The organism is Metallumcola ferriviriculae, assembly GCF_035573695.1.
In the GTDB taxonomy this organism is placed as follows: Bacteria; Bacillota; JADQBR01; order JADQBR01; family JADQBR01; genus Metallumcola; species Metallumcola ferriviriculae.
Map to the genome: position 1 here is coordinate 1,786,414 of NZ_CP121694.1, position 25,303 is coordinate 1,811,716.

The 25,303-nt window shown below is 41.8% G+C and carries 25 protein-coding genes and 1 pseudogene; 19 read left to right on the plus strand and 7 right to left on the minus strand.

The features are described from left to right. Complete coding sequence (locus MFMK1_RS08950; RefSeq protein ID WP_366924769.1) at positions 1–1,398, plus strand: hypothetical protein; 1,398 nt, start codon at positions 1–3, stop codon at positions 1,396–1,398. Between the two features lie 68 nt (positions 1,399–1,466). Here MFMK1_RS08950 and MFMK1_RS08955 read toward each other — a convergent pair whose 3' ends face one another. Further along, entirely contained in the window at positions 1,467–2,243 is a 777-nt protein-coding gene (locus MFMK1_RS08955) for a hypothetical protein (protein WP_366924770.1), read from the minus strand. Between the two features lie 128 nt (positions 2,244–2,371). Here MFMK1_RS08955 and MFMK1_RS08960 point away from each other — a divergent pair, with 128 nt between their 5' ends. Genes MFMK1_RS08960 through MFMK1_RS08970 form a run of 3 tightly spaced genes read left to right on the plus strand, consistent with a single transcriptional unit; the run spans position 2,372 to position 5,496 of the window. Then, entirely contained in the window at positions 2,372–2,608 is a 237-nt protein-coding gene (locus MFMK1_RS08960; RefSeq protein ID WP_366924771.1) for a hypothetical protein, read from the plus strand. Between the two features lies 1 nt (position 2,609). Then, a complete protein-coding gene (locus tag MFMK1_RS08965) occupies positions 2,610–4,439 on the plus strand; it encodes a cobalamin B12-binding domain-containing protein (protein WP_366924772.1) in 1,830 nt (609 codons plus the stop codon). Between the two features lies 1 nt (position 4,440). Next, a complete protein-coding gene (locus MFMK1_RS08970; protein WP_366924773.1) occupies positions 4,441–5,496 on the plus strand; it encodes a hypothetical protein in 1,056 nt (351 codons plus the stop codon). A gap of 51 nt (positions 5,497–5,547) precedes the next feature. Here the strand turns inward: MFMK1_RS08970 and MFMK1_RS08975 are convergent, their stop codons facing one another. Further along, positions 5,548–5,730 carry a hypothetical protein gene (locus MFMK1_RS08975; protein WP_366924774.1) on the minus strand — a complete coding sequence of 61 codons (183 nt, stop codon included), beginning with the start codon at positions 5,728–5,730 and terminating at the stop codon, positions 5,548–5,550. A gap of 158 nt (positions 5,731–5,888) precedes the next feature. On the opposite strand from MFMK1_RS08975, the gene MFMK1_RS08980 reads away from it, so the two are divergent. The 6 genes from MFMK1_RS08980 (at position 5,889) to sfsA (ending at position 10,549) form a co-directional block, all read left to right on the plus strand. After that, entirely contained in the window at positions 5,889–6,542 is a 654-nt protein-coding gene (locus MFMK1_RS08980; RefSeq protein WP_366924775.1) for a LysE family transporter, read from the plus strand. A 12-nt stretch (positions 6,543–6,554) separates the two neighbouring features. Further along, positions 6,555–6,917, plus strand: a complete 363-nt coding sequence (locus MFMK1_RS08985; protein ID WP_366924776.1) for a YlbF/YmcA family competence regulator — start codon at positions 6,555–6,557, stop codon at positions 6,915–6,917. Positions 6,918–6,984: 67 nt separating this feature from the next. Continuing rightward, a complete protein-coding gene (locus MFMK1_RS08990) occupies positions 6,985–7,377 on the plus strand; it encodes a Fur family transcriptional regulator (protein ID WP_366924777.1) in 393 nt (130 codons plus the stop codon). Between the two features lie 75 nt (positions 7,378–7,452). Then, positions 7,453–9,093 (plus strand): bacillithiol biosynthesis cysteine-adding enzyme BshC, encoded by a 1,641-nt coding sequence (bshC, locus tag MFMK1_RS08995; protein ID WP_366924778.1) that lies wholly within the window; start codon positions 7,453–7,455, stop codon positions 9,091–9,093. A 26-nt stretch (positions 9,094–9,119) separates the two neighbouring features. Beyond that, the gene (bshB1, locus tag MFMK1_RS09000) at positions 9,120–9,836 is read left to right on the plus strand and encodes a bacillithiol biosynthesis deacetylase BshB1 (protein ID WP_366924779.1); all 717 of its coding nucleotides are present in this window, start codon (positions 9,120–9,122) and stop codon (positions 9,834–9,836) included. 14 nt (positions 9,837–9,850) lie between these two features. Further along, on the plus strand, positions 9,851–10,549 hold the full coding sequence (sfsA, locus tag MFMK1_RS09005) for a DNA/RNA nuclease SfsA (protein WP_366924780.1): 699 nt from the start codon (positions 9,851–9,853) through the stop codon (positions 10,547–10,549). A 612-nt stretch (positions 10,550–11,161) separates the two neighbouring features. On the opposite strand, the gene MFMK1_RS09010 is transcribed toward sfsA, so the two are convergent. From MFMK1_RS09010 to MFMK1_RS09025, 4 genes and pseudogenes are all read right to left on the minus strand, one after another. Further along, positions 11,162–12,199 carry a tyrosine-type recombinase/integrase gene (locus tag MFMK1_RS09010; RefSeq protein ID WP_366924781.1) on the minus strand — a complete coding sequence of 346 codons (1,038 nt, stop codon included), beginning with the start codon at positions 12,197–12,199 and terminating at the stop codon, positions 11,162–11,164. Next, entirely contained in the window at positions 12,186–13,145 is a 960-nt protein-coding gene (locus tag MFMK1_RS09015) for a tyrosine-type recombinase/integrase (protein WP_366923748.1), read from the minus strand. The genes MFMK1_RS09010 and MFMK1_RS09015 overlap by 14 nt, the downstream gene beginning before the upstream one ends. Then, positions 13,142–14,374, minus strand: a complete 1,233-nt coding sequence (locus MFMK1_RS09020) for a site-specific integrase (RefSeq protein WP_366923749.1) — start codon at positions 14,372–14,374, stop codon at positions 13,142–13,144. The genes MFMK1_RS09015 and MFMK1_RS09020 overlap by 4 nt, the downstream gene beginning before the upstream one ends. Before the next feature lie 310 nt (positions 14,375–14,684). Beyond that, positions 14,685–15,884, minus strand: a pseudogene (locus MFMK1_RS09025) (IS256 family transposase). Positions 15,885–16,321: 437 nt separating this feature from the next. Here MFMK1_RS09025 and MFMK1_RS09030 point away from each other — a divergent pair. Genes MFMK1_RS09030 through MFMK1_RS09040 form a run of 3 tightly spaced genes read left to right on the plus strand, consistent with a single transcriptional unit; the run spans position 16,322 to position 18,145 of the window. Then, complete coding sequence (locus MFMK1_RS09030) at positions 16,322–16,663, plus strand: hypothetical protein (protein WP_366924782.1); 342 nt, start codon at positions 16,322–16,324, stop codon at positions 16,661–16,663. Between the two features lie 20 nt (positions 16,664–16,683). Continuing rightward, positions 16,684–17,376, plus strand: a complete 693-nt coding sequence (locus tag MFMK1_RS09035; protein WP_366924783.1) for a type II TA system antitoxin MqsA family protein — start codon at positions 16,684–16,686, stop codon at positions 17,374–17,376. Then, a complete protein-coding gene (locus MFMK1_RS09040) occupies positions 17,366–18,145 on the plus strand; it encodes a hypothetical protein (RefSeq protein WP_366924784.1) in 780 nt (259 codons plus the stop codon). Before MFMK1_RS09035 ends, MFMK1_RS09040 begins: the two co-directional genes overlap by 11 nt. Positions 18,146–18,473: 328 nt before the next feature. Here MFMK1_RS09040 and MFMK1_RS09045 read toward each other — a convergent pair whose 3' ends face one another. Further along, entirely contained in the window at positions 18,474–18,662 is a 189-nt protein-coding gene (locus tag MFMK1_RS09045) for a hypothetical protein (protein WP_366924785.1), read from the minus strand. Positions 18,663–19,372: 710 nt separating this feature from the next. On the opposite strand from MFMK1_RS09045, the gene MFMK1_RS09050 reads away from it, so the two are divergent. The 6 genes from MFMK1_RS09050 to MFMK1_RS09075 all read left to right on the plus strand — a co-directional run bounded on the left by MFMK1_RS09050 (position 19,373) and on the right by MFMK1_RS09075 (position 25,125). Further along, a complete protein-coding gene (locus MFMK1_RS09050; RefSeq protein WP_366924786.1) occupies positions 19,373–20,791 on the plus strand; it encodes an ATP-dependent nuclease in 1,419 nt (472 codons plus the stop codon). 265 nt (positions 20,792–21,056) lie between these two features. Continuing rightward, the gene (locus MFMK1_RS09055; protein ID WP_366924787.1) at positions 21,057–21,197 is read left to right on the plus strand and encodes a hypothetical protein; all 141 of its coding nucleotides are present in this window, start codon (positions 21,057–21,059) and stop codon (positions 21,195–21,197) included. A gap of 140 nt (positions 21,198–21,337) precedes the next feature. Then, a complete protein-coding gene (locus MFMK1_RS09060; protein ID WP_366924788.1) occupies positions 21,338–21,976 on the plus strand; it encodes a 4Fe-4S binding protein in 639 nt (212 codons plus the stop codon). Continuing rightward, entirely contained in the window at positions 21,976–22,857 is an 882-nt protein-coding gene (locus MFMK1_RS09065) for an AAA family ATPase (protein ID WP_366924789.1), read from the plus strand. The genes MFMK1_RS09060 and MFMK1_RS09065 overlap by 1 nt, the downstream gene beginning before the upstream one ends. After that, positions 22,841–24,196 (plus strand): vWA domain-containing protein, encoded by a 1,356-nt coding sequence (locus MFMK1_RS09070; protein ID WP_366924790.1) that lies wholly within the window; start codon positions 22,841–22,843, stop codon positions 24,194–24,196. Before MFMK1_RS09065 ends, MFMK1_RS09070 begins: the two co-directional genes overlap by 17 nt. 152 nt (positions 24,197–24,348) lie before the next feature. Beyond that, on the plus strand, positions 24,349–25,125 hold the full coding sequence (locus MFMK1_RS09075; protein ID WP_366924791.1) for a helix-turn-helix domain-containing protein: 777 nt from the start codon (positions 24,349–24,351) through the stop codon (positions 25,123–25,125). Positions 25,126–25,303: the final 178 nt, after the last annotated feature.

Sequence of the window (25,303 nt, forward strand, 5' to 3'; positions counted from 1 at the left end):
ATGCCTCAATTAGGTATTCTTCACTGGATATATGTATTTGTAGTACTAGTAGTATTGGTGGTAATGGTAATGCGCCGGGACACGGTACTTCCTTGCCTGCTGGGACTATTTTTGTTCGGCTGGGTTGCCAAAGGCGGTCTGGTAGGTGCAATATCCACGGTGTTTAATGCATTGATTGCTTCAGGCGGTCAATTTTGGAGCATTATTGTGGTTATTTCCTTGGTTGTAGCTATGTCCAAAGCCCTTTCGGATGTGGGTTCGGATTATCTGATCATGCAGCCTGCGGCCAAATTAATGGTCAATGCCGATGTAGCTTTTTGGGTATTGGGAGTGGGAATGCTGGTGGTTTCCTGGTTTGTTTGGCCAACCCCGGCGGTGGCGCTCATTGGTGCCATTATTTTGCCGGTGGCCATTCGGGCCGGTTTGCCCAGTATAGGGGCAGCTATTTCCATGAATATTTTCGGGCATGGGTTAGCCCTGTCCACGGATTATATTATCCAAGGTGCACCAGGATTAACTGCTGCCTCAGCCGGTTTTCCCAGTGATGTAGGTGCTTTGGGAGTAATAAGACCCAGTATTCCGCTTTTCATCACCATGGCTTTGGTTACCACCACGTTAGCTTACCTAACCACCAAAAAGAGCATTCGGGAGGAACACGAAAAGCATGAGGAAGAACGGCAGCGCTTTGCCGAAGAAGAGGCAAAAAAAGAGAGTCAGACTTTTACCTTATCCGCTTACCTGACGGCGATACTGGTTCCTATTGCTTTCGGTCTGGATGTAGTCGCCTTACTTGTGTTTGATTTAAAAGGCGGCGATGCTACTGCCTTGGTTGGCGGTACAGCAGCACTTGTGATGACTGTCGGTGCTATGTCCCAGTTTGGGGTGGATTCCTTAGAAAAGATAACTGATTATATCCGGGATGGATTTATGTTTGGTATCAAAATTTTTGCCCCGGTTATAGTCATTGGTGGTTTCTTTTTCCTGGGGTCTGAAGAGATTGCCCCACAAATTTTAGGTGTGGAGAAGTTTCCAGGATTACTTACGGATTTGGGTAATGCTCTAGCTAGTGTGGTTCCTTTATCAAAAATACCTATTGCTTTTATTCAATTGACCATTGGCGCCATTACGGGTCTGGATGGTTCCGGTTTTTCGGGACTGCCATTGGTGGGATCGCTGTCGCAGACTTTTAGTACTGCGGCAGGGGTGGATAAAGGTACTTTAGCGGCCTTAGGTCAATTTTCCTCAGTTTGGATTGGCGGTGGTACCGTAGTACCTTGGGGCTTGATACCTGTAGCTGCTATTTGTGGAGTCGAACCCATGGAATTGGCTCGGAAAAATTTCTGGCCGGTAATAATAGGTTTGATAGTCACAACCATCGTAGCGATAGTTATCATGTAATAAAGAATGGTCCGTCCAACCAATTTGGACGGACCATTCTTTTAATATATTTTTTAATATGTTCTTGTTCAAATAAATAAATTATTGTTTAAAAGAGAAATTTTTAAAGATGGGTGAAGTTTGATGCTTTTTATACGTTTTTTCTGTCTATGATAGTTTTCCAGAATTATCAACTGATTATAGGAAGTAAGTGTGGTGTTATTTCTGGGGACTGTTTCCAGCTGTTTGTCGAGCAATGGAGGTAGAGTATCCTCTACCTGGATGGCAGCATGTTTAAAATTAGAAACAAGTGCTTTAATCAATAATGTACCGTAACCTGAAGCGATAATGAGTGTAGAATCCTGATAACTTAATCTGTCCAGCCCCAGTATAGCTGGCTGGCTGGAATAACTGATCTGCATGGATGGATAATTCTGCAGGTAATATTTCTCCCGTATTGATGTGACATTAAGTGCTACTGTAATTAAATTAAGCTCTTTGTTTATATTCACAATCACACCGGGTATTTTTAAATATACCGGTGGGTCCTGATGTATCACGTGTACTGAAGAAAATAAGCTTAGATCTGCTATTGTTTCCGAGTGTGTGAACGCAAAATAAAGCACACCGTTTGCCGGTAAATAAAAATTTTGGGCGTGCTGCAGATAACCTTTAGCAACTATCGGTGCTTCTATGGGATCACGTTTTTCCAAAAAGATGCACCTTCCCGGCCAATGACAGTCACAGGTGTCCACTTCCCCTAATTGACCGCAAAGCGGACATTGAGAAACTTCCGTAAGAATGCACGGGCAATAGGTTTTATAATGCGGGCAAAGGTCAGAAGGTGATATATTTTCAATTTGCATAAAATGGATCCTCCCTATTGTTTTTTATCAATTTATGCACTTAATAAACAGGATGTGAAACTTAACGCATAATTGACCTGTCTCAATTTCATAATAAAAATGCGATAACAGAAAGGAGAGAGCTTAATTTGGAAATTCTTGACCATGTAATGGATGCATTAGATGTAGAAACCTTTCTAATTTGTGATTCTGAAGAAGAAGGCAGGGCTTTAGCATTAGAGCTGATAAAGGAAATGGGGTTTAAGGATTTTGATATAGTAAATTTGGATTATCAGGGCGTTGGTGCCCGGGTGCGAGTACGGGCTTATATTCATAGGTCCGGTGATAAATATGGCTGGCTGCAGCTGCCGAAAGAGGTGAACTGAAATGTCTAAAAAAAAGCAAGTACTGTTGGCACCGCTGGACCCTGTTCATGATATAGGTCTAAAAATGATTCGCCGCGGTTTGGAACACGGCGGGCATAAGACCCATCTGTTACCGCCTGATTTACCTGCGGAAGAAATTATTCAAGAAATCATTAATCGTGATGCGGAGACCGTCTTGATTAGCCGTACCCTGGGATATGGCGTTGCGGAATTGTTAGCTCGTTTTGTAGATTTGGTAGATGCCGCAGGCCTTCGAGATAAAGTAACTTTGGGTATCGGCGGCATGGCAATCCGCCCGGAACTAGCTGCCGAATTAGGGTTTGATGCAGGTTTTGGACCCGGAACTACGGTAGAAGAGGCAGTTGCTTTTGTAGAAGGCAAAGAATTTAAGGCAGCGAAGCAAGGCGTTGAAAAGAAAAAAGTGGATATAACCAGCGGTTATTCCTATCAATTCATTAATGAGGGACTTGGCCGAAAAATCGAACAAGTAGCGGAACTCATTATACAATGGGCGGAAAATAAAACTAGCCCCGGGGTGCGCCGAGCGGTTGTTAGAGATGAACTGTGGGACGTAGAGCGGTGGCGGAATCGTCAGGGTAACTCTGAATTTGATAAAGAATACCCGCAACTGTGTGGTGAACAACCTAGGAATTATTATTTTAAAGGCGAGCTGCATCCTAAAACCAGGAGATTTACCAGGGAAGAAGTTATTGCTTTGGAAAAATTTATACACGAAACGAAGCCTCGTGTTATGCTCAACCGCTTGCAGCATACTAAGTCGCGTCCTGTAGTTTTTAATCAGTATGGTACTGGTTGCCCATTTATGGATATTGGCCATATTAAGGTTAGCGAGGCATGGGGTGCCGACGGGGTGGTTCACTTTGATCCTTCGTGGGGGGCAAGAACAGAGGGATTTTTTGATGGTTTTTTAACCCACCAAGAGGATGGCACGGTAATTACCCCGGCCAATTTAAACCGAATACATGGAGGGTTAGAACCATCGACGCTTTGGCAGGTGAGGGCACATCGGGGGTTAAATACCCCGGAAACCGTTGTGCTGGGCGCAAAAATCGGTGCGGATTTAACCAAGATTAATATTTGTTATGGTTCTTTGGGGGCCGGGACAGACCCGGAACGTTTGACAGTGGATGGCTATCATGCCATTCGTTACGCAGCCAAATATAAAATGCCTTTTGATGTGGTTACCAACGAAGAACTGGCTGGTGTACCGGCACACAAGGCCTTTGCCGGCATGTTAATTGTAAGTGCTTTGGCGGTTAAACTGGGAGGCAGGCCTATGCTTCAGCCCCTCTTTGCTTATTCGCCGGAAGCAATGATTAGTGAACAGATGGAGGATAACTATGTAGATTTTAATGCGGCAAAGATTTACGCTTTAAAGAGCATAATTGATGCGCCTATTTGGCCGGGTGCGCCTATCGGGTTTTTAACTCAAACAGAAGATAGGGTACAATCGTCCACTACTACAGCCCTGCACGCTTGTTTGGCCTCTTCCTTAGGGGTAGATGCCATCTCTATCGCTTCTTCGGATGAAGCGTATTCAGGTGGGCCCATTGCAGTGCCATCCCGAACCGATACACTAAAAGCGGTTGGTGAAGGGTTTAGGTTTTTTGGCGGTACCGGAATCAGCCCTTCGGAAAGGGCGAAAATCTGGGCGGAGGAATTGACAGAGAGTATCGAAGCGGTAGTGGACCAAGTAATTGATACAGGTGATTTTGTAGAGGCGCTCTATCAAGGGGTTTTGGGCAATCGGGAAGAGGGGGCTTATCCTGGTCGTGCCGGCAAAGGCACAGTCCGGCAAGTGGAGAGTTAGAATGTCCTTTTCATCCAGAGTCATAGGTATTGCAGGGACCGCAAAAAACACGGGTAAAACTACTGCCACTAACTTTATTTTAAAAGAAATGCATAAAAGAAAACTAACCCCTGCTTTGACAAGTATTGGCTATGACGGGGAACGGCTGGATAATGTGACCGGACTTCCTAAACCCAGGGTACCCGTTGTGCCGGGAACCCTGGTAGCGGTTGCCCATCGTTGCCTGCCTGTCAGTACGGCCCAGGTAGAAGTGATAGAAGAGACTGGGATTAGTACTCCGCTGGGTCCGGTGGTTTTGGGTATTATAAAGAAAGCCGGACAGATGGTCGTGGCGGGACCCAATAAAAGCAGCAGCTTACGAGTTATTTTGGATAAACTGACCGTATATAAGCCCCATCTGATATTGGTGGATGGGGCATTAAATCGAATAGCGCCCATGGTAGAGACCCAGGGATTTATTTTGGCAACTGGGGCATCGCGCAGTTCAGACATTACCCGCCTGGCTTATGAGGCGCACAGTCTAGACTACTTGTTTCGATTGCCGCTTTATCAAGGTGATTGGTATAATTACATTACCTTGGTAGGTGGTGATCAGATAAGTTTTGATTTTAGTTCAGTGTTTACTCGCAGTCAGGTAGATAGAATCATTGCAAAATTCAGCCCTGCCGTAGAGAAAATTATTATTCCGGGTGTTGTCAGGGAGGAATTATGGAAGGAACTAGCTGGTGTTATATCTGCCCAAGGAGCCGGCGTTACAATTGCCGTGGCTGACCCGATAAAACTGGCCTTAGGGGGGAGTGTGGGAAACCTTCATCGTCTTTTTGAGGGATTGGGGGAGCGGGGAGTAGCAATTAAAGTTAAACGCCCATTGCCATTGTTGGCGATTTCCGTGAACCCATTTTATCCTAAGTATCGTTTTGAGGCTAATGACTATCATCCTGCGTACGTTGATGCAGAGCGGTTACATAAAGCGGTGGCGCGGGCGGTAACGGTGCCCGTAGCCGATGTGATGAGAAATGGCGGGTTGTTGTTAGAAGCCTTGGGGATAAAGGAATAGGCAGTATTAAGAAAAGCCCGGTGTTTTAACGCACCGGGTAATAAATAGTGTTTAAAATAATTTATCAAAATCTTTTTTATTGACATGGGGGTCATCATCAGGAGGCTCATCTTGCTCTTTCTCATCTTTAATTTCAAATTGTGATAATTCTTCTTTGCTGGCATCTAAAGGCGTGGCAAACTCATAGCTGGGGTCAAAAGATTCATTTCTAATCCAGGGAATTTTTTCAGCCAACTTTAATTCCTCCCTATCTCCATAATTATTTATATTTTGTACCCTTCAGAAAAAATTATGTAAATGCGCTTCGTGGGTGACGCCTAGTTTTCTTGCAGGACTTTTATTGGTAAACTAGAATGTCATGATAATGACTCTACCTAAAGGGGCGTTGGCTATTGTCTCTATCAGCTATTTTAATTGCGGCATTTTTCGTAGGTCTTTCCGGCGCAATGGTACCTGGACCGCTTCTTACTGTAGCCATTGTTCAATCAGCGCAAAAGGGATGGATTGCCGGCCCGCTGTTAATGATTGGTCATAGTTTACTTGAGCTGCTGGTGATTGCAGGTCTTTTTCTTGGTTTAGACCAATTGGTTTCGGGCAGGATATTTGGGTCTGTTCTCAGTTTGGCCGGTGGCGGGGTACTGTTTTGGATGGGATATGTCATTATTAAAGATGCTATGGCCGGTAAGTTTTCATTAAGGGTAGACAATGTTTCACCGGTGATACGACAGCGGGGCTCCGGAGCATTGATTACTTTAGGAATTGTTGTCACTGCCGCCAATCCCTACTGGATGTTGTGGTGGGTAACATTTGGCGCTAGTTTCCTACAGAAGTCATTGATTCATGGCAATGCCGGGGTCCTCGCCTTTTTTTCTGGGCATATTTTGGCTGATTTCGGGTGGTACACGCTGGTTTCTGTCATGGTTGTTATGGGGCAAAAATTCTTGGATAGTAAGGTATATCAATACATATTAATTTTGTCAGGCGTCTTTTTGATATTCATGGCATTGTACTTTATTTATAGTGGCATATATAATATGAATTGGTAAGGGGGACTTAAGATGGATTCTTATGATAAAGCGCAGCAACTGGCCAAGGCACTAGCCAATAGTGAGGAGTATCAACAATTTACTAGGGCTAAAGAGAAGGTGGAGGAAGACGAAAGTAATATGTCCTTACTGCAGGAATTCCGCCGGCGGCAGTTAGAATTGCAAATGTCTCAGATCACCGGTGAGGAAGTGGACGAGGAACAAGTGGAACAAGTGGAGCAGATGTACCAAATGCTTTCACTAAATAAAAACATTAATGAATACCTAAATGCCGAGTATAGGTTATCTAGATTGATGTCTGATATTCAAAAGATTATTGGTGATGCAGTGAAGGACTGGTTTGAATTTGGGGAACGAGAAAGTAGTCTAAATTAATTAATTTGCCTTTACCCTAACGGTTCGTTATAATAATGGTAATAGTTATTAATAAGGAGCAATAATTATGGCAAGGCTGACAAAGCAGCGTATGACTAAACAAAAAAAATTAATATTGGATATCGTTAAAGGCACAACATCACATCCTACTGCAGATTGGGTCTACCAGAAGGCTAGAGAAGTGATGCCTAATATTAGTTTGGGAACAGTTTATCGCAACCTGCGGTTTTTAGTAGAAATGGGAGAAATAATGGAGTTAAATTATACTAATTCTTACAGCCGATTTGATGGCAATCCAAGTAATCATTATCATTTTGTCTGCCAAACTTGTGGCGAAGTTTCTGATTTGGAATTAACTTCTCACCCGGATATAGATGTTCTTATAAAGGATAAAGATTTGGTGGTGTTTTCGCATCGTTTGGAATTCTACGGATTATGCAGCAAATGTCAGTCTGACTGAACCGGGGGCTTCCTCGGTTTTTCTGTTAACGGGTATCAGTTAGGGATAATAATGAACTTAGAGGAGATATGTTAGATGCAGGTGTTACATAGGAAACCTTTGGTTAGTGGTGAAATAGCAAAAGATTATTATTACAATTACAATCACCTGGCTTCCCGCTTTGAGGTTGCTCCTGATGATTATATGCAATATGCAAAAAGAGTTACTAACAATTTGCCACACCGAAGGGAATTATCGGAATGCTTACAGGTTTACAATGAAAAATTAGGAGCGGGTAAAAAATCAATTGCCAATGCCGGTAATTTGGCAAGGGAAGATTGTCTAGTGGTAGTGGCAGGACAGCAGACTGGATTTCTAACAGGACCGGCTTTAACGATATATAAGGCGATGACAGCCGTACGCATGGCCGACAAATTAAGCTCACAGCTTCAGCGGCCGGTAGTGCCCATATTTTGGATGGCAGGGGAGGATCATGACTACGCTGAAGTTAATCGCCTACAGATTATAGATGTTAAAAATCGCAGAAAGCTGATAGAGTCACGAACAAAACCTTTGGGGCGGCCTTCAGCCGGCAGTACTACGATCTTTAAAGAAGATGAGTTTTTTCATCGATTGGCTGCAGCTTTGCCGGACACGGACTGGGGTCAAAAATTAGTGACAGAAATTAAACAGGCAGCAGAAGAAGCCACTGACCTGAATCATTGGTTTGGTTTTCTAATGCTTAAATTAATGGGGAAATATGGTTTAGTAATGATGAACCCGATGCTGCCGGAAATTCGGAAAATTTCTCAGCCTATTTTTCAGCGCGCTATTATTGAAAGTGCTGAATTACAGCATCAACTTTTAACAGGAGAACGCGCCTTGAGAGAATTGGGCTATACCCCGGAAATTACCAAAAAGCCTGGTCACATGAATCTCTTTTATTATGACGACGATGGTAATAGAATGCCGCTGTACCTGCACCAGGACCAGGTATGTACCAGGGGAGAGTTAGCTGACTGGCAAATGCCATTGGCAGATTTAATAGCTATCTGTCAGTCCGACCCGGCTAAGTTTAGTCCCGGCGTTGCGTTAAGACCGGTTTTGCAGGATTATTTACTGCCCACCGCTTTGTTTGTTGCAGGTCCCGGTGAAATTAATTATCTCGCTCAGCTTAAAGAAGTTTACCGTGGTTTTGGTATCTCTATGCCGCCCATATATCCTAGGGCCCAAATTACGGTAGTTGGTTTAAAGGAAAATAATATTCTTAGAGAGCTGGCAGTAGGAGACGACTGGTTGGAGACAGGATTCAAACAGTACATTGAAAAATATCTGGCTAAAAGGGACCCGGTAAATATTTCGGAAACGATTAATGAAAAGAAGAGAATTATAAAAGAACAGCACCAGCAGTTGGTGGAGCAGTTTGAGCAGTTGGACAATAAGTTCTCAACAATAGGTGAGGAAAATTGGCAAAAAATTGACGGCCATCTAAGTTACATGGCGAAAAAAGCTGTTCAGAGTCTTCGCAAGAAACACCGTGAATTCTTAAAAAGGGTCGATACAGTGGAGGACGTGCTTTCACCCGGTGGTAATTGTCAGGAAAATATCTATAGTTTTTATTCACTGTTAATATATTTCGGCGAAACCTTACTGCCAATCTTAGACCAGGTGGATTTTACTGATGTATGGCATCATCAGTTGGTTTATTTATCTAAACAAATACATGAGGTGGAGTAAGTACTTTTATGAATGGAGGTAAGCTTATGTCTCTTGATGAACCCATGGGGGTAGACTTAATGTTCTTTGGTGCCCACCCGGATGATATCGAAATTGGTGCCGGAGGCCTAGTTGCACAGCAGACTGCTAAAGGAAGAAAGGTGGTGCTGGTTGATTTAACGGCGGGGGAGATGGCTTCAAACGGTACTGTAGAGCAAAGGGCAGAAGAAGCCCAAAAAGCTGCAGAAATACTTGGTGTTTATCAGCGGGTAAATCTAGGATTGCCTGATAGCAGGCTCGCGGTAACTGAGGAATATCTGGAGGCAGTCGTGCGGGTTTTGCGTCGATTTAAACCCCAATTGGTATTCGCGCCATACCGGGAGGACCGTCATCCTGACCATATTGCCGCTGCTAACCTGGTTACCCAAGCGCTATTTTTGGCAGGACTTTGGAAAAAGTTCCCTGATCAACAACCGCATCGAACTATGAAATTGTTTCATTATTTTCTACACTATACGGAAAAGCCCTCGTTTATTGTGGATATTACTAAGGTTTATAATCAAAAGCTGGAATCGATAATGGCGCATACTTCCCAATTTGGCGTAAACCTCGAAGAGAAACCCACGGAACTGCCTCGATTGTTTAAAAGGCTTGAAGCGAGAAACACATTTTTTGGCAGTCTGGCTGCAGTGCAGTATGGTGAGGGTTTCTACGCTGCGGAACCAATCAGGGTTGATGATGTGATGCGGCTTTCCGGCAGCTGAAAGGGGGAAAGTTAGTGTCGCAGTACCTGTGGCCTAATGAACTGGTTAGGGCTAGATTTCTTGAAAGACGTAATCGTTTTGTTGCCTGCGTAGACATAAATGAACGCAAGGAATTAGCACATGTACCTAACTCTGGTCGTATGAAGGAACTATTGGTTCCCGGAAATGAAGTGTTTTTGCTGCCTACCCCTGGCGAGAACAGGGTGACCCAATATCAATTATGCCTAGCTCGTTATGGGCAAGAACTGGTGTCTTTAAATTCTCTGCTACCAAACAAGTTATTGGAAAGGAAGCTGCAGGAAAATGCTTTCCCATGGCTTTTCGGGACAGGATGTCAACGGGAAGTTACTTATAAGAATAGCAGATTCGATTTTTTTGTGAGTACTGAAGGGGTCGGCGGTTGTTATGTGGAGGCCAAGTCAGTGACCTTGGTTGAATCTGATACCGCTTTTTTTCCTGACGCACCTACTGCCAGAGGTAAAAAGCATTTAGAGCACCTAATTGATGCCAGGTCTCAAGGGTACAGCGGTGCAGTGGTTTTTGTGGTACAGCGGTGTGATGCTAAGTCATTTCGTCCCAATGAGGCTAGGGATCCGGAATTTGCCAGGACTTTATTGGCCGCAGTGCAGCGGGGAATCACCATCAAAGCCTATAATTGTAGGGTAAACCATCAAGGTATCTACTGGCAAAGAGAAATACTGGTGCAATTATAACTTAGTTTGCTGCGGTTTATCCCAACCAACACCGCGGATATTAAAATCCTGCGAGGCTTAACCCTCGTACCGGTTCGATTTCGGTCCCCGGCACCACTTGAAATGTAACGAGGTATATCGCCTCGTTTCATTGATTCTTCCAGGCCCTTTGAATAGAACACAATATTAAGTTTCTTAGTTTCTGGATAAATTCGATCCTGCGAATGAAAGTTCTAAGCATCATGCGCTTTTGTTCGTTGCTTCCAGTTTCAAATAATTCGCGGAAGTGAGAAATTAAATGATAGGCTTGACCAACATCAATCTCACTGCTTGAGGTTGGCGTTTTTTAATATCTTCTAGTTTTTGGTGAAGCTCATCTTTTTGTTCCTTAAGTTTAGATAAACGTTCTTTGGGGTATGTAAATAACTTTGTGTAAACGGAAAAGTTAATCTAAGTTCGGTTTATGTAGGTTTCATGCATTATCCTTCCAAAACTTGGAGATAATATACATGGCTCTTATCTATCAGGAGGATAGGGCATATTCCGACTTTTGATATATTCCGATGATTTTTCAAAACATGCTGGGAACGTAAGACAACTCATTACGTCCCCAGCAATTATCGGAATATTATTTTAACCCAATCCAAGCAGACGACTAATCATTACCTCGTTGCCTACCCAAGTAGCTTTTTCAACTTCCGGACTAACTGATCCGGTCACAGCCGATGCATTTTCAATGGCTTTGCGTTTCATCTCTTTGTCTGCGCGAGCATAAATTAATGTGGTCGTTGGATCATTATGCCCCAGAAATTGAGCGAGTAATTCTAGTGGCATTCCTGCCTGATACAGAAGCATAGCACGCGTTTTCCTGATTAGGTGAGGGTGGACACGGTCAGGGACTTCTAAGCACTCAGTTTTTGCAGAATTTCCGTATTTGCTGACAAATCTGGCCACGTTGTCGTCAGACATCTGCCCCTTGTTGCCATGCCGAATCGTATAAAACATGGGAACAAATCCGTCTTTTTGGGGATGAAAGATTTTCGCATATATGTGAAAATGCTGAATGGTATCATCGCTAATCGGAACACTTCTCGGCTTGTTCCCTTTCCCTAACAAATAGACAACTTTTCCTACCGGGTCAAAATCACAAAAACGCATGGATAGCATTTCGCAGTCACGGGCAGCTGAGTCATACATTAACACCAGAAAGAACAAATCGCGAATCCCCATTTTCTTGGATGGGTCAGGTTGGCGAAGAACAGTAGTTATTGCATCCTTGGACATATACTCCAGCATGAAGGACTTGTTCACATCTTTTTGCATCGGAATACCTCGCAGATCTTCCAGATAAAAAACAAGCGTCGGTTCTATGCTAGCTACATAACGAAAAAATGCGCGGATGCGTGCCAACCTGTGATTTCGTGTAGACGGGGTCCATCCTTTTGTTTGCTGCATTTTATCCAGAAAGTTTATCACGTTTTCGCGGGAAAGATCCGCAAAGGTGAGGCTCTCAACACGCTTACCGGTTGCGTCACACACGAAGGAAAGCAGCATATTCCACACCTGTTTTGTGGCTAGGATTGTATGCGGGCTGCGCTGAGCCTGCTTAGTTAAGAAGATGGTAAAAAACTCTCGCAGATGTGAGAACAGGTTATCTTTAATCTTCTTCATAATCATAAGCCTCCGGTATGATACCATTTGAGCGAGTGAAGTCCATAAGAGCTAACCGCTCTGGCAGTAAATGAATGTAGTAGTATGTGGCAGAAAAGCTTTCGTGCCCCATATATGCACTGAGGTATGGGATCATCGCGTCTAAATCCCTTCCCTCTTCAATCCAGCGCATGAGTATTTGTGTAGCGAAATTGTGTCGGAGAGCATAGGGAGTACAGGAACCACGACTGGTTACATTCCCGCTCATCTCCCAACATATACGGAAAGCATCGCAGAGCCAGTCGGTTGTGTAGGCCTTTCCCAATTGAGTTTGAAAGAAATATGTTCTTTGGGGGGTAATTTTTTCCGCTATTTGGTTGTACCTCTTGCACATCTCCATAACGTCTGCGTTAGTAGGCAAGCACCGATCCTTGTGGCGCTTTCCATCGGCGATATAAATAGTATTATCAGTGAAGTTGAAATCCGTACACCGTAGACACCGCACCTCTTGTGGACGCATTCCGCATGCATACTGTAAACGGAAAATGACTGGCACTGTAAAATCATGCAGAACGTTTCTTTCACCGCTGGGGTAGCAATCCGTAGCCTCAAAAAAGTTCGTTAGTTCAACATGATTCATGATGATAGGTTGCTTGGCCTTTGGCATAGGAAAGAAAGATGATGGCATGACATATGCTTCTTTGCCTGCAAGGGAGATATAGCGAGCAAATCCGCGAAGCGCACTTGCTCTATTAAAGGCACCTTTACCATTGCCTTTGGCATCGTTGCACCAAGCGAACGCAATTTCTTTCGTAAGAATGGTTTCGTTTGGGAAATGATTCATACAAAACCGATCAAAGTTCGCAAAGAGCTTATTGTAATTTTTCACAGAATATCTCATTGTAGCTCTATGTTCCAGCATTTCTTGGATTTGCCCGGCAAATCCGCTTTTAAATTCATATGTCATAATAGACCAACTTTCTTGGTTCTGAACATGGATATGTCTAGACAGCATATGCGAAGGCCTTCTGTGTCTAAGGCAACATAACGTTTGGCGGAGTTTGGATTCGCATGCCCAAGCATCTCACCAACGGATCGAATGGGCACTCCAGCCCGAACCAGTCTTGTGCCAAAAGTTCTCCTTAATGCGTGGAATGACTTGCCATCCCAAGCTTCATGAGAAATGCCTGCTTTGCAAAGAGATCTAACCATAATGTCCCTACCTGCGGTATCACTTAACCTATCATAAGGCCTTCTATGACGGACAAATATGTATGGAGAATCCGTTTCGGGGCGACCGTTTAGAATATAGTCTGCTATAGCGTTGCCTACTCCCGACGATAATTCCGTTTGAATACCCACAACGGTTTTGCCTTGGACCACATCAATGACCTTGCGATTCCAATCGATGTCCGATCTCTTTAGGTCTAAAACGTCCACGCCTCGAAGCCCTGTCCAAAGTGCGAGCATTATGATAGCATAATCTCGTTTCCCGATAGGAGTAGTCCTGTCCACACTGTCAAGAATAGCATCCGCCTCTTTGTCGGAAAAGCAAGGTAGCAATTTTCGATACCTGGGTGCCGGGTTGATAAGATTCCATTCAGCGTTGATAGATGCAAGCCCGGTATCAGCTAGGTGTGAAAGAAATTTTCTTGTTGCACCCGTGAACTTTGACATACTGGCTTTGTTGTTTGGAGCTGCGTTCGCAATAAAATCCTTCACATTATTGGACCTTAATTTGTTGAAATTCTGCATGCCGTTTTGCTCAATGAAAACAAGAAACTGCCGTATAATGCCTATGTGCGTCCGAATAGTTCTAGGAGCTAAGGATTGAGAGAGGTGGGTGGAATAGTCAGCCAGAATCTCTTCAAAGTACTCGCACAGCTTTTGCTGTTTGAAATTCTTGTGCTCCCATACAAGCTCCCTGCCTTGCATGCAGTCTGTCAGTAGTGCAGCCGCTTTCCTGCGGTGTATCGCAGTAGATTTGCTAAACTCACCGTTCTTAGCCTTTGACATCTGTTCCTCTGCATAGGCATGCATTTCGTCATCAGAAAAGATTCTAATACAGTTGACCTCGCAGTAAGGAACAATGTTACTTAACAAATAAATCTTATACTGCCTAATGCTGCTACTACTGAGGGGGATATTTCTGAGAAATGCCAAAACACACTCAATTGCTTCCATGATCTTTTGCATAAAAAAACCTCCTTATTAGATTAGTCTTGGCTGATCGCCAGACATCTCTATTATAGAGGTGTAAACAAAAACAGTAGAATATAATATTCCGATTCTTTCAGCCAATAGGATAGTGACGGTGTTGCATATACAAAATACTAAGCATGTTTTGAAAAATCATCGGAATATATCAAAAGTCGGAATATGCCCTAAAATTCCGATATCGGAATCTTAGGGCAACGCTGGAGAGCGACCCGAGCGCCTGGTTTGGCTTCTGCCGAGGACACGAGGGGTAGCGATAACCCCTCCTTTTTTGTGTCCTTGGGAGAATTTAAAGCGATAAACTCAAACTACAGAGCCAGCTCGTCCTCAAGTCTTTCAAATATATCCCAAATTGCGAGATACAGTTCCTCCAGCTTCTCACCGGCTGCGTCCACTTTCTGGATAGATCCATTGTTGCCAGATAAATTATCTTGGTTAAAGCATCGTCATTCGGATATGCAGTTTTGGTCTTGGTTACTTTCCGCAGCTGGCGGTGGTAACCTTCGATGATGTTCGTGGTGTAAATCATCTTTCTGATTTCCTGGGGATAGTTGAAATAGGCGGTAAGCTCGACCCAATTATTCTCCCAAGACCTGATGATTAACGGGTGTTTTTTGCCCCATATTTCCTTAAATTCCTCGAAAGCAAGTTCTGCTTCTTCAATGGTCAAAGCTTGGTAAACTTTCTTTAAATCTACCATTACTTTTTTCTTCTCTTTATGCGGCACATATTTCATTGAATTCCTAATTTGGTGTATGATACATGTTGATGGCTTCAGAGAAGCCAGAAAGCCCGCCCTTACAGGCGATAAGGATGTCTTCAAGGCCTCGGTTTTTGAGGTCATTACATACTCCAAGCCAGAACTTTGCACTTTCATTTTCACCTATCCAAATACCGAGAATATCTTTATGTCCTTCTAGGTTGATACCTAAAACGCTATAGGCAGCCTTATTAACTATCTTGCCTTCCTTACGCACTTTGAAGTGAATGGCATCTAGAAAAACTATGGGGTAAACTCTTTCCAATGGTCGGGACTGCCATTCTGTTATCATGGGCATAATTTTGTCGGTAATTTTACTGACCATGGTGGGCGACACATCAATGTCGTAGATATCCTGCATATGATCTTCAATATCACGGGTAGACATTCCCTTGGCATACATGGTGACAACTAGGTCCTCAAGCTGGTTTGCAGTTCTACCCCATTTAGGAACGACCTTCGGTTCAAATTCACTGTTTCGGTCTCTAGGGATATCTAATTCGGTTTCCCCAAACTGGTTTTAACAGTTTTCTGACTGTAGCCATTGCGGCTGTTTCCAGAACCATTACCTGATGGAGAATGTTTTTCATAGCCTAAATGTTCGTCCATTTCTGCTTCAAACATTTCTTGCATTAGGTCTCCGAACAATTCTTTCATCTTCTCCTGAGCATCTTCAATGCTGCGGCAGCCCTTTGCTAACTCTTTAGCAAAGCTTCTTTGGTTTTGCATAAACGGTCAACTCCTTTATATTGGTAAGTTTAACCATTTACACAAGTTATCTAAGATATGCTTAACTACTTAGATGGATATCCGCTTGAATTGCCATGCAGATATGCTAATAAAATAGCTTGCTTTACCAAAGTTTACATTATCTCTAATATTGATCTGTCAGAACAGTATCGAACTGTTTAAGAGGAACACCCAGAGACTTGGAATGCTTTCTTACGTCGGATAAAAACAGTAAAAATATATGATAAGAAATCCAACGTTCCAAAGGAGTATAATCTTACCAAACTCAGTTATCAGCTTATTTGGAATATATTTATGAATTGATAGCATATAATATCACTAAAGAGGGAATGATATCATATACTATCAATAAAGGTTGCGTAAAGCGAAGTTTTTAGCTATAATGGAGGTGATAAAAGGTTAAGGAGTTGAAAAATTTGCCTTACCAATACGTCGAAGACTTTTTGGATGAGTGTGGCAAACTAATCGATGCTCGACAGGTGGACCCATTTACAAATAACCCAGAGACAAAAGCAACATTAAATATATTAGGCTATAATCCGCGAGTCATGCTTCAAGAGATCAAAGAATTAGAGCCAGATACTTTGTATAAAGGTCCGGTTCCTGACATTGACTCTAAATACCTTGGTAATGTATGGATATTTAAGAAAGATATTCAGGGTTACGTTATTTACATAAAGCTTAAAATAAGGATATATAGGCATTATAGAGAGTTGTTCGTAATGTCCTTTCATATTGATAGACCTAGAAAAAATTAGAAAGAGAAAAGGGGGAGAATATGGTTGCAGGTAAAATTTTATTTTGCCCGGCATGTGACGAGCCGCGTAGTTATGAAAAAAGAGAGACAACTGTTATTCATTCAATTAAAGGTGAAGATATTCAAGTCAAGGCAAAAATTCCTTTTTGCACAGAATGTGGGGCTCAGCTTTCAGACTTAGACGTTGAAGAGAAACATTTTAATTCTGCCCTGCAAGAATATTGCGAAAGACATAACTTGTTATTGCCATATCAAATTAAGAAGATTAGAAAACAGTATGGATTATCACAAAGAGCCTTCGCAAGAGCACTGGGTTTTGCTGAGTCTACTATCAATAGATATGAGCTTGGTGCTTTGCCTGATGCTGTTCATAACGCTATAATTAGTCTAGTTATGCAGCCAGAAAATATGATCAGGATGGCAGAGCAAAATCGTGATAACATTAGTGACAAAGAGTTTGGAGCAATTAAGGATAAAGTGTCAGAGTCCCAAAAAAGTTCTAGCCAAATTACTGTAAGCAAAAGCTCCATTTCTACATTGATTGAAAGGGTAGAGGAGTTGAGTAAAAAGATAGATAAGATGGAAAGGGAAATAGAAAAAATGTCTTCAATAGATTTTTATTCTGAAGCAGATACTTATTCTCACTATATTAATAAAAAAACATGTTTTCCTCCTATAGCTATTAAACAGGGGTGGGGTTTGTATGAAAACTAACGGTTTGGAAAATGTTGTAGAATGGTTTTACAACCTCAGCGAGAATAAACGGGATGATATCTTAGATGTATTGAACCATGGATCAATAATATCTTTGGATAGTGAAACACAAAAGATGCTTAAGAAATTAAGGGATAAGGTTATTCATCAAATAAGGGAGCTGGAAGAGAAGAAAAAGGTTCTAAAATACTTAACGGGTTCAGGCGTAAAGAAGGACGAGGCCAAAGTAATTTATAAATATTGTCGGTCGGTAAAACCTCAATTAGAAGATTCCATAGCCATCAAGAAAATGAATTCTGATGCATTTTACGATGTAGTAGAATTTATTATTAATAAAGTGTTTGTATATAAGGAATATAAATACTATCCATTTAATGAATTAGTACGCTTGGGAGATTTTCAAAAGACCGATGAAGCTGGGCAAAGTTTAAGGTTTCTTTTTAATATGATTTCTTTAGTGTGCAAAAGGGAAGTAAGACCTTCAACTCTTGAACAAATACTTATAAAAGACTTTGATCTTTCTCAAGAACTTGCGGATATTGTTACTGAAAGCGTACAGGTTAATTTGGATGAAATTCAAAAGACCTATTTAGTATCTACAATTGATGAACTTAATCAAAAGGTAGAGTGTATAGAAAGTATGTTAGATGATCTAGACGACAGAGTGGACGATATTGAAGACTCTGTTTCTGATTTAGAGAGTTTGATGGACGATATCGATGATAAGATTGATGACATAGATGACAAGATTGACGATATACAGAACTGAACATTGGGACGGGATTGGTATAAGCTCTTTAGTTTTGTGGTAGAGGGCTTTAAGATTTTATAATTGGATTGTTAACTGTTGAGGGAAATACAAATGTACATTTCAGACCAATCCCGGTACCCGGCACCAATACTTTGCACTAAGTTATCAGGGTAAAATCCTACCCTGATTTCTTCATTTTCGGGGATTAATTCAATGTGGCGGATGAAGGTCCCACATTAGTTCGCGTTTTCCCTTAATTGTGGCATTTTCATAAGCAGTCTTGAAGTTGGTGAAGAAAATACGAAGCGCATCAGCATCTATTTTGGTTTAATGGGCATAGGCTTTTCTAAAGAGGCAATTTGGTCTTCCAGATGGTCTCTTTTTTCTTTAAGCTGTTTATCTCATCATAAATGAGGGAAGGGTCTATACCTGATTTGACAGCATCTAGGCGTCTAATTTCGATATCAGTAGTTTTAATTTGTTTCCTATGTTGATTGATGGCAGCATCCAATTCTTGGTTCTTGGTTGAAGCCATAGAAGAAATATCGCTAACTAATTTATCCGCCACATCGGGGGTATTATACGTTTTTCAATTTCCTTAACTAAAGCTTGCTCTAGCCATTTCTGGTCAATCATCCACTTGCTGTTGCAGGCCACCAGTCCTCTCATGCGGTTAACACCACAAATATATTTGTGCCAATTATGGCTCGAATTACCTAGCCAATAACATTATCTCCGCAATTAGCATAAGTAAACATGGTGAGTTGCGAAGAAGGGTAAAGGCGCTAGAAGAAAGGAGTAAAGGCCAGTAGCAACCGGCGAAGCAGGTGTACCTTTACATGGAGATGGGCTAGTGTGCTAGCCTGGTTACCAAGGCAGCACCCAAGAGCGAAACGTAGGGGCATGTCGGCAAGTTGCCTTACAGCACACGCCCAAAGGCTCCATGTCAAGGTTTGCGGATGGCCTTCTTTACATTATGGGAGTAATTTGACCGCATAAAAAAGGAAGGATTGTAAAACTCAGGAGGAAAATTATGTTATTTTGGAGAAGTAATTTTGAAAAAGTATATTTTTGTAAAAAGGATAAGCTTTGTTAGAGTTTTAGATGTTGTAGGTGAAGTGTTTAGGGGGGGATTTGGACGTGATAAGTGATACTGATATTGAGAGCTTGCATTTTGATACAAGAAAGTATAACCATATAGTATGGAAAAACGAAAAGGATTTTTATAGAAGTTAAGGAAAAGGATTGAAGCAAGAGGTAGTAGATAAAAAAGGAAAGATATTTATTAGAAGAAATTTTGAAGATGGAGTTTTATTAAAGGATTATTCTTTGATAAATGAGACGGAAGATATTTTGATAAATCATAAAACCATTGCATTAGTCAAAGCAATGGTGAAAAGGTTACCTAATATTTTGTATTTCGATGATTTTAGCGATAGGGTTCCTGAATTAGTTACCTTTCCAGCTAATTATGTAAGTGAGAGGAAGTATAGCCGTGGAAAGGACCGCGAATGGCAAGAAATCATTGTTGAAATTTTTTCAAGGGCGTTACATGAGGAATTTTCACTTACAAAATTTCTACAGCTTGAGGATGAAGATGACCAAGACAACTATTTAAGCGATGTTACAAAAACACTTAACAATGAAATAATCGATGAGTGGCGAAAGCTAAAAAGCGCTTTTTCTGCGATATCCGATGAAGGGGATAAGTTAGAATTAGAAATTAAACATTCATTGGTTGAAGATAAACCTACATTTAAATTTAAAGTAATTGATAGTGAAAGCAGTGGAAATGATCGTAAATTTGATATTGGGCAAAGAAGCAAAGGCTTTCAGTGGTTCTTTAATTTTATAATGAAGTTAAAGTTCAATCCGAAATACAAATTGAATCCTGAAAATGCAATTTATCTGTTGGATGAACCTGGGTCGTATTTACACTCATCTGCGCAAACTGAATTACTTAGAAAGCTTTGTGATATTGGCCAAAACAACACGATAATATATTGTACACATTCTCAGTATTTGCTTGATCCGGACATAATTAATATTGCAGGGATAAAAATAGTGTCAAAATCTGAAGGTGATATTGAACTGGTGGATTATGGTAACAGCAGCCATGTAAAAACTCTTGGTGCATTTTCAGCATTAAATGATGCATTGCATTTAAAATTTGGTTTTCATGAAAGCATGCTTAAGCGTTGCGTTTTGACCGAAGGAATAGTGGATTACTACTTTTATAATATGTTTTTCGATTTTGACGGAATTAATATAATACCTGGGGCGGGCTGCGGACATTTACGTGAATTAATATCGATCATGATTTCTTGCAGCGAACAATTCGTGTTAGTGTTGGATTATGATGAGGAGGGTAGGACTAATTATAGTCGTTATTCTCATTACTTTGGAGATAGTTTTACAAGTAGAACGTATCAATACGAAGGAGTATGCAAAGGTAAAGATTTTATGCTGGAGAATATATTATCATTGGAAGACGTAGAAAGGATCAAAGTAGCTATGGAATGCGACGACATTAAGAAAGCAATTGTAGCATTATATTTTAAGGATGAAGTGACTAAGGTGGATATAGTTAACGGAATTAACAAGGAGACAAGGCAAAACATTGATATTATTCAAATGAGGATTAAATCAATTTTTAATATCTGAAATTGTTGTGTACTAGCGTTAAAGTGGGGCCATTATAAGTGCAAACTATACAATCCCGGCACCATCACATTTTATAAAAGTTTCTGTGTTAATACATTGTTTCCTTAGGTTCAGAACCTACATTATTAAAGCAGGTGTTATTGCGGTTCACCCCTAAACAAACACCGTTGGGACGTTGATTTTGTTATTTCGACGGGACTTCGTTTACCAAAGCATTGACTTTATAGTAAAATTGAGTTGATAATATACGAGGTAGGTGTTTTTCGTGTTGGATGGGGTTGGAACTGCTCAAAAAAGTGCTCAATCGGACAGCTTTTCTGTGGATGAGGTGCATCGTTGGGTGGATTACTTGCGCTGGCTTGGTGTCAAGGTAGAAGAACCGACAACAGAAAAATTCGAAGAATAGGCCTCTGGAAAGGGGCTTTTTTTTTGCCTATTTCCTTTTTCCCGTGACTATTTTGCTATAACAATGTGAGGTGTAACACACTCTTTCGGTGAAAACTGGGTTATAATTGTAATAGCAAAAGAGGAAGAGGAGGGAGAGAGATGAATTTAAGCAATTTGGTAATATTTGAAGCATGTAGGGCGAGTAAGGGATGCCCCAATGCTTGCTTATCGGTCGAAGAATCAGTTGCTGCATTGGAGAAGTTAGCGGTGGATGAAATGCTTAACAAAAGGTTGAGAGACCGAGTTGTTGGGCCGGTATTATACCATCATACTTTTCGCATTGCACTGTCTGGATGTCCTAATAGTTGTTCTCAGCCTCAAATAAAGGATATCTCTATCCAAGGGCAAATTATTCCTCAAATTGATGAAGATAACTGTAACGGTTGTGGTAGTTGCAGCGAGGTATGTCCGGATAAAGCCATAGATGTTTCAACAGGAACAGCAGTTATTGACAGAAAGAATTGTCTTAACTGCGGTCTTTGTATCAAAGAATGCCAGGTCAATGGGATGACAGCGGGTGAAGTCGGATTTAAGGTATCTATTGGGGGAAAGCTAGGCAGGAGGCCTCAGTTTGCCCAAGAATTTGATCCTCTGGTGGATAAGAATGAAATAGTAACCACAGTGGCGAATATTATCACTAAGTACCTGGATCGAGCAGGTGCTGAGGAAAGAATGGCAGATTTGGTAAACCGCATCGATGCTAAACAATTATTCATTCCAGGAGGGAATTCGAACTGATGGTTGAGAAAGAGACACTTTGGAAGCACTTTACTGAAGAAGGGTATATTTGTGACCGACGGTTGATAACTACTGTTTATCTTGCTTTACGATTGGAGAAGCCATTGTTAATTACCGGGGCACCGGGGGTTGGTAAGACGGAAATCGCTAAGGTGCTCAGTCAAGTGTTTGACACAGAACTAATACGGCTACAGTGCTATGAGGGGCTGGACGAAACAAAAGCACTTTACGAGTGGAATTACCAAAAACAGCTGCTACGCATCCAACTCAGCAAAGCAGATGGGAGTGATAAACTGGCGGAAGACCAACTTTTTTCCGCTGAGTACCTGCTGGAGAGGCCTTTGCTTAAGGCTATTCGCATGGAGACTAAACCGGTGTTACTAATAGATGAGATTGATAAAACAGATGAAGAGTTTGAGGCCTTTTTGTTCGAAATGCTGTCAGATTTCCAGGTCTCAATTCCTGAAATGGGTACTATAACCGCGAGACAGATACCGATGGTGGTCTTGACCAGTAATGCGGCTCGGGAACTTTCCGATGCGTTAAAACGACGCTGCATTTTTTTATACATCGATTATCCGTCTGTGGAAAAGGAATTACAAATTATCAATAGCCGTGTGCCTGATGTACCAAAGAAGCTGGCGGAAGAAGTGGCCATGGCTATTTCCTTTATTCGCAGAGAACTTGAGTTGAAAAAACCGCCCGCTATAGCGGAGACATTGGATTGGGTACGGTCATTAATGGCTTTAGATGCGGATCGCCTCTCTCCTGAATTAATTGAAGATACACAGACGGTAATATTTAAGAACCAAGAGGATGTCCTTAACTTTGAGAAACATACCGGGACGGAGGCGCTATATCGTTATGTGCGCCAGTCTTAACACCAACATGGAGCACTCTGAAAATTTAATTGAGGTCAGTCTGCTGAGATTTATCAACCTTTTACGTCTTAGAGGCATTCGTATCAGCTCTGCAGAGACGCTGGATGCTCTTTCCGCGCTTACTCATGTCGATATCAGGGACCGTGATGAGGTTAAGGCAGGTTTGTCGGGCACTCTGGTCAAAGATGCTGACCAGATGGAAGTTTTTGAACTAGCGTTTAATAATTTTTTTATACCTCAGTCAGAAAGAAAAGAGCTGACAGAGAAACACCAGCAGCAAGTGGAACAGCAGGCTGAACAAATAGAGAAAGCCCAAACGGACTTGCAATTTCAAGATGAAGGGTTGGAACTGAACAAAGAAGACAACTTGGCCTACAATGAAATGTCTTCGGAGGAGCAGGCACGATTACAGGAGTTTTTGAAGCAGACGAGTCAAGGGAAAAAAGTAGATAATAAATTTAAGCCCATTGTGGAATCGTTGGTAAAAGGACATATTGAGAGATGGAAAAACAACAGCGGATTTAAATCAATAGAGATAGAAACCAGCGGAGACCAATATTTGGATGCGTTGATGTCTGAACTGATGGAGAAGCACCCACCCGAAGCCAGTTTGATTCACCAGGACATGGGAAACATTAAAGATGAAGACCTCCCTCAGATGAACCAGGTTATTCGTCGGTTATCTAAAAAATTGGCCACCAAAATTTCCCGACGTTATGAAAGTGCTAAGCGCTCTCGGCATGTAGATATTCGCAAAACAATTCGGGCAAACCTACGCTATGGCGGTATACCGATTGATTTGAAATATCGCCAGAAAAAAATTAAGAAACCGGAATTATTGCTGCTTTGTGATGTGTCCGGATCCATGGCTAGATATTCTACTTTTTCCATACTGTTTATTGCCGGGCTATGGTCGGTGGTTAGAAGGGTACAGCTCTTTTTATTTTCTGAGGATTTGGAAAGGGTGGACTTGACTCATACGGCAGAGGGAATGGAAAAATTTGCACAACAGTTGCAGCAGGGGAGTATGGTTTGGGGGAAAGGAACGAATTTAAATCGTGCTTTGAGCCAGCTGAATAACAAATTTCCTACGGCTGTCGGAGGTAACACTGTGGTAATAATTATTAGTGATACCAGGACCTTACAACCAGGCAGCGCTGCCAATAAACTAAAAAAAATTAGCCAGCAGGTCAAAGAGGTAATATGGCTAAATCCGCTGCCCGGCGAACAATGGCCAAAAAATAAAACCGTTAGTTTATTCAAGAGGCACAGCCAAATGCATCTTTGCAATACTCTTGCCCAACTAGAAGCAGTATTTAAAAATAAACTTTTTTCATAACGGGTAGGCGAAGGATACATGACATAATGGCCATGTTCTAGCAGTACCACAGGCAATACTAGCAGCCCCCAATAATATTGACAAGCTTGTGCTTTTGTTGTAACATGATACCGTATATACACCCTATGGGTATAATTGGAGGGGTAGGCAGCATGGTTATTCTAGGTGAGAAAATTCGTGAACTACGAGAAGAACGCGACTATACACTAAGTGACTTGGCTGAACGGGCAGGTTTATCTATTTCTTATTTGAGCGAAATAGAACGAGGGGCTAAGCGACCTTCCTTAAAAACTCTTGACAAGATAGCTGCCGCATTGAATGTATCGCGTAATGTTTTGGTGGATATAGGCGGGGAAAAGCTAAAGATTTCTATGGGCGATAAAATTCGTATGCTTAGAGAAGAAGATAAGCTCACATTAGGTGATTTGGCGAAGAATGTTGGAATTTCTCCTAGCTATCTGAGCGAAATCGAAAGGGAAAGCGTTCACCCATCGGTATCCACTATCAAGTCCATTAGCAGGGCATTAGAAGTTCCTATTACCACCATTATGCACAGCCATGAAAGTACCATTGGGTTAAAACTGCGTGCGAGCCGAGAAGAGCAGGGAATGACCCAGGCTGATTTAGCGGATAAAGCCGGAGTATCTGCCGGCCTTATCGGTCAGATTGAAAATGGTCGTGTCCAACCGTCCCTAAAGACGTTGGAAAACGTTGCAGATGTTTTAGGGGTTTCACCCTGTTATTTTGTTTTGGATAACGACAGCATTGAGCAAATGCTGCCGAGTTTTTCGCCAGAATTGCGAAAAATGTTGGCTGATGATAATGTTCAAGCAGTCCTTAGGTTAATTTGTAATTTAAGTGAGGATGAGTTAAAGTTTATCCTGAACTTTATTCAGCTCTTTAAAAAATCAAAAATTACCAACTTTTAGGATCAAAGAGGATGGTTGCCGCCATCCTCTTTCAAGATGTATAGGAAATTATGGGTTGTGGATAATTTTCTATACATGGGGGTTGTTAAGGGGGCAAGGCCCCCTTATGTTGATTCAGGAGGGTCATAGCGAAGCGACCTAGGGAACCAGGGGTTCCCTGGGTAAGAACAAAAGCATA

Bases quoted from the DNA above. Each gene is read 5' to 3' on its own strand.
- MFMK1_RS09040 (WP_366924784.1), top strand. From the start codon at position 17,366: ATGAAAACTAACGGTTTGGAAAATGTTGTAGAATGGTTTTACAACCTC.
- MFMK1_RS08955 (WP_366924770.1), bottom strand. From the start codon at position 2,243: ATGCAAATTGAAAATATATCACCTTCTGACCTTTGCCCGCATTATAAA.
- MFMK1_RS08950 (WP_366924769.1), top strand. From the start codon at position 1: ATGCCTCAATTAGGTATTCTTCACTGGATATATGTATTTGTAGTACTA.
- MFMK1_RS09010 (WP_366924781.1), bottom strand. From the start codon at position 12,199: ATGAAGAAGATTAAAGATAACCTGTTCTCACATCTGCGAGAGTTTTTT.
- MFMK1_RS09015 (WP_366923748.1), bottom strand. From the start codon at position 13,145: ATGACATATGAATTTAAAAGCGGATTTGCCGGGCAAATCCAAGAAATG.
- MFMK1_RS09060 (WP_366924788.1), top strand. From the start codon at position 21,338: ATGAATTTAAGCAATTTGGTAATATTTGAAGCATGTAGGGCGAGTAAG.
- MFMK1_RS08985 (WP_366924776.1), top strand. From the start codon at position 6,555: ATGGATTCTTATGATAAAGCGCAGCAACTGGCCAAGGCACTAGCCAAT.
- MFMK1_RS09020 (WP_366923749.1), bottom strand. From the start codon at position 14,374: ATGCAAAAGATCATGGAAGCAATTGAGTGTGTTTTGGCATTTCTCAGA.
- MFMK1_RS08965 (WP_366924772.1), top strand. From the start codon at position 2,610: ATGTCTAAAAAAAAGCAAGTACTGTTGGCACCGCTGGACCCTGTTCAT.
- MFMK1_RS08970 (WP_366924773.1), top strand. From the start codon at position 4,441: ATGTCCTTTTCATCCAGAGTCATAGGTATTGCAGGGACCGCAAAAAAC.
- bshC (WP_366924778.1), top strand. From the start codon at position 7,453: ATGCAGGTGTTACATAGGAAACCTTTGGTTAGTGGTGAAATAGCAAAA.
- bshB1 (WP_366924779.1), top strand. From the start codon at position 9,120: ATGTCTCTTGATGAACCCATGGGGGTAGACTTAATGTTCTTTGGTGCC.
- MFMK1_RS09075 (WP_366924791.1), top strand. From the start codon at position 24,349: ATGGTTATTCTAGGTGAGAAAATTCGTGAACTACGAGAAGAACGCGAC.
- MFMK1_RS08990 (WP_366924777.1), top strand. From the start codon at position 6,985: ATGGCAAGGCTGACAAAGCAGCGTATGACTAAACAAAAAAAATTAATA.
- MFMK1_RS09070 (WP_366924790.1), top strand. From the start codon at position 22,841: ATGTGCGCCAGTCTTAACACCAACATGGAGCACTCTGAAAATTTAATT.
- MFMK1_RS09065 (WP_366924789.1), top strand. From the start codon at position 21,976: ATGGTTGAGAAAGAGACACTTTGGAAGCACTTTACTGAAGAAGGGTAT.
- MFMK1_RS09045 (WP_366924785.1), bottom strand. From the start codon at position 18,662: ATGGCTTCAACCAAGAACCAAGAATTGGATGCTGCCATCAATCAACAT.
- MFMK1_RS09035 (WP_366924783.1), top strand. From the start codon at position 16,684: ATGGTTGCAGGTAAAATTTTATTTTGCCCGGCATGTGACGAGCCGCGT.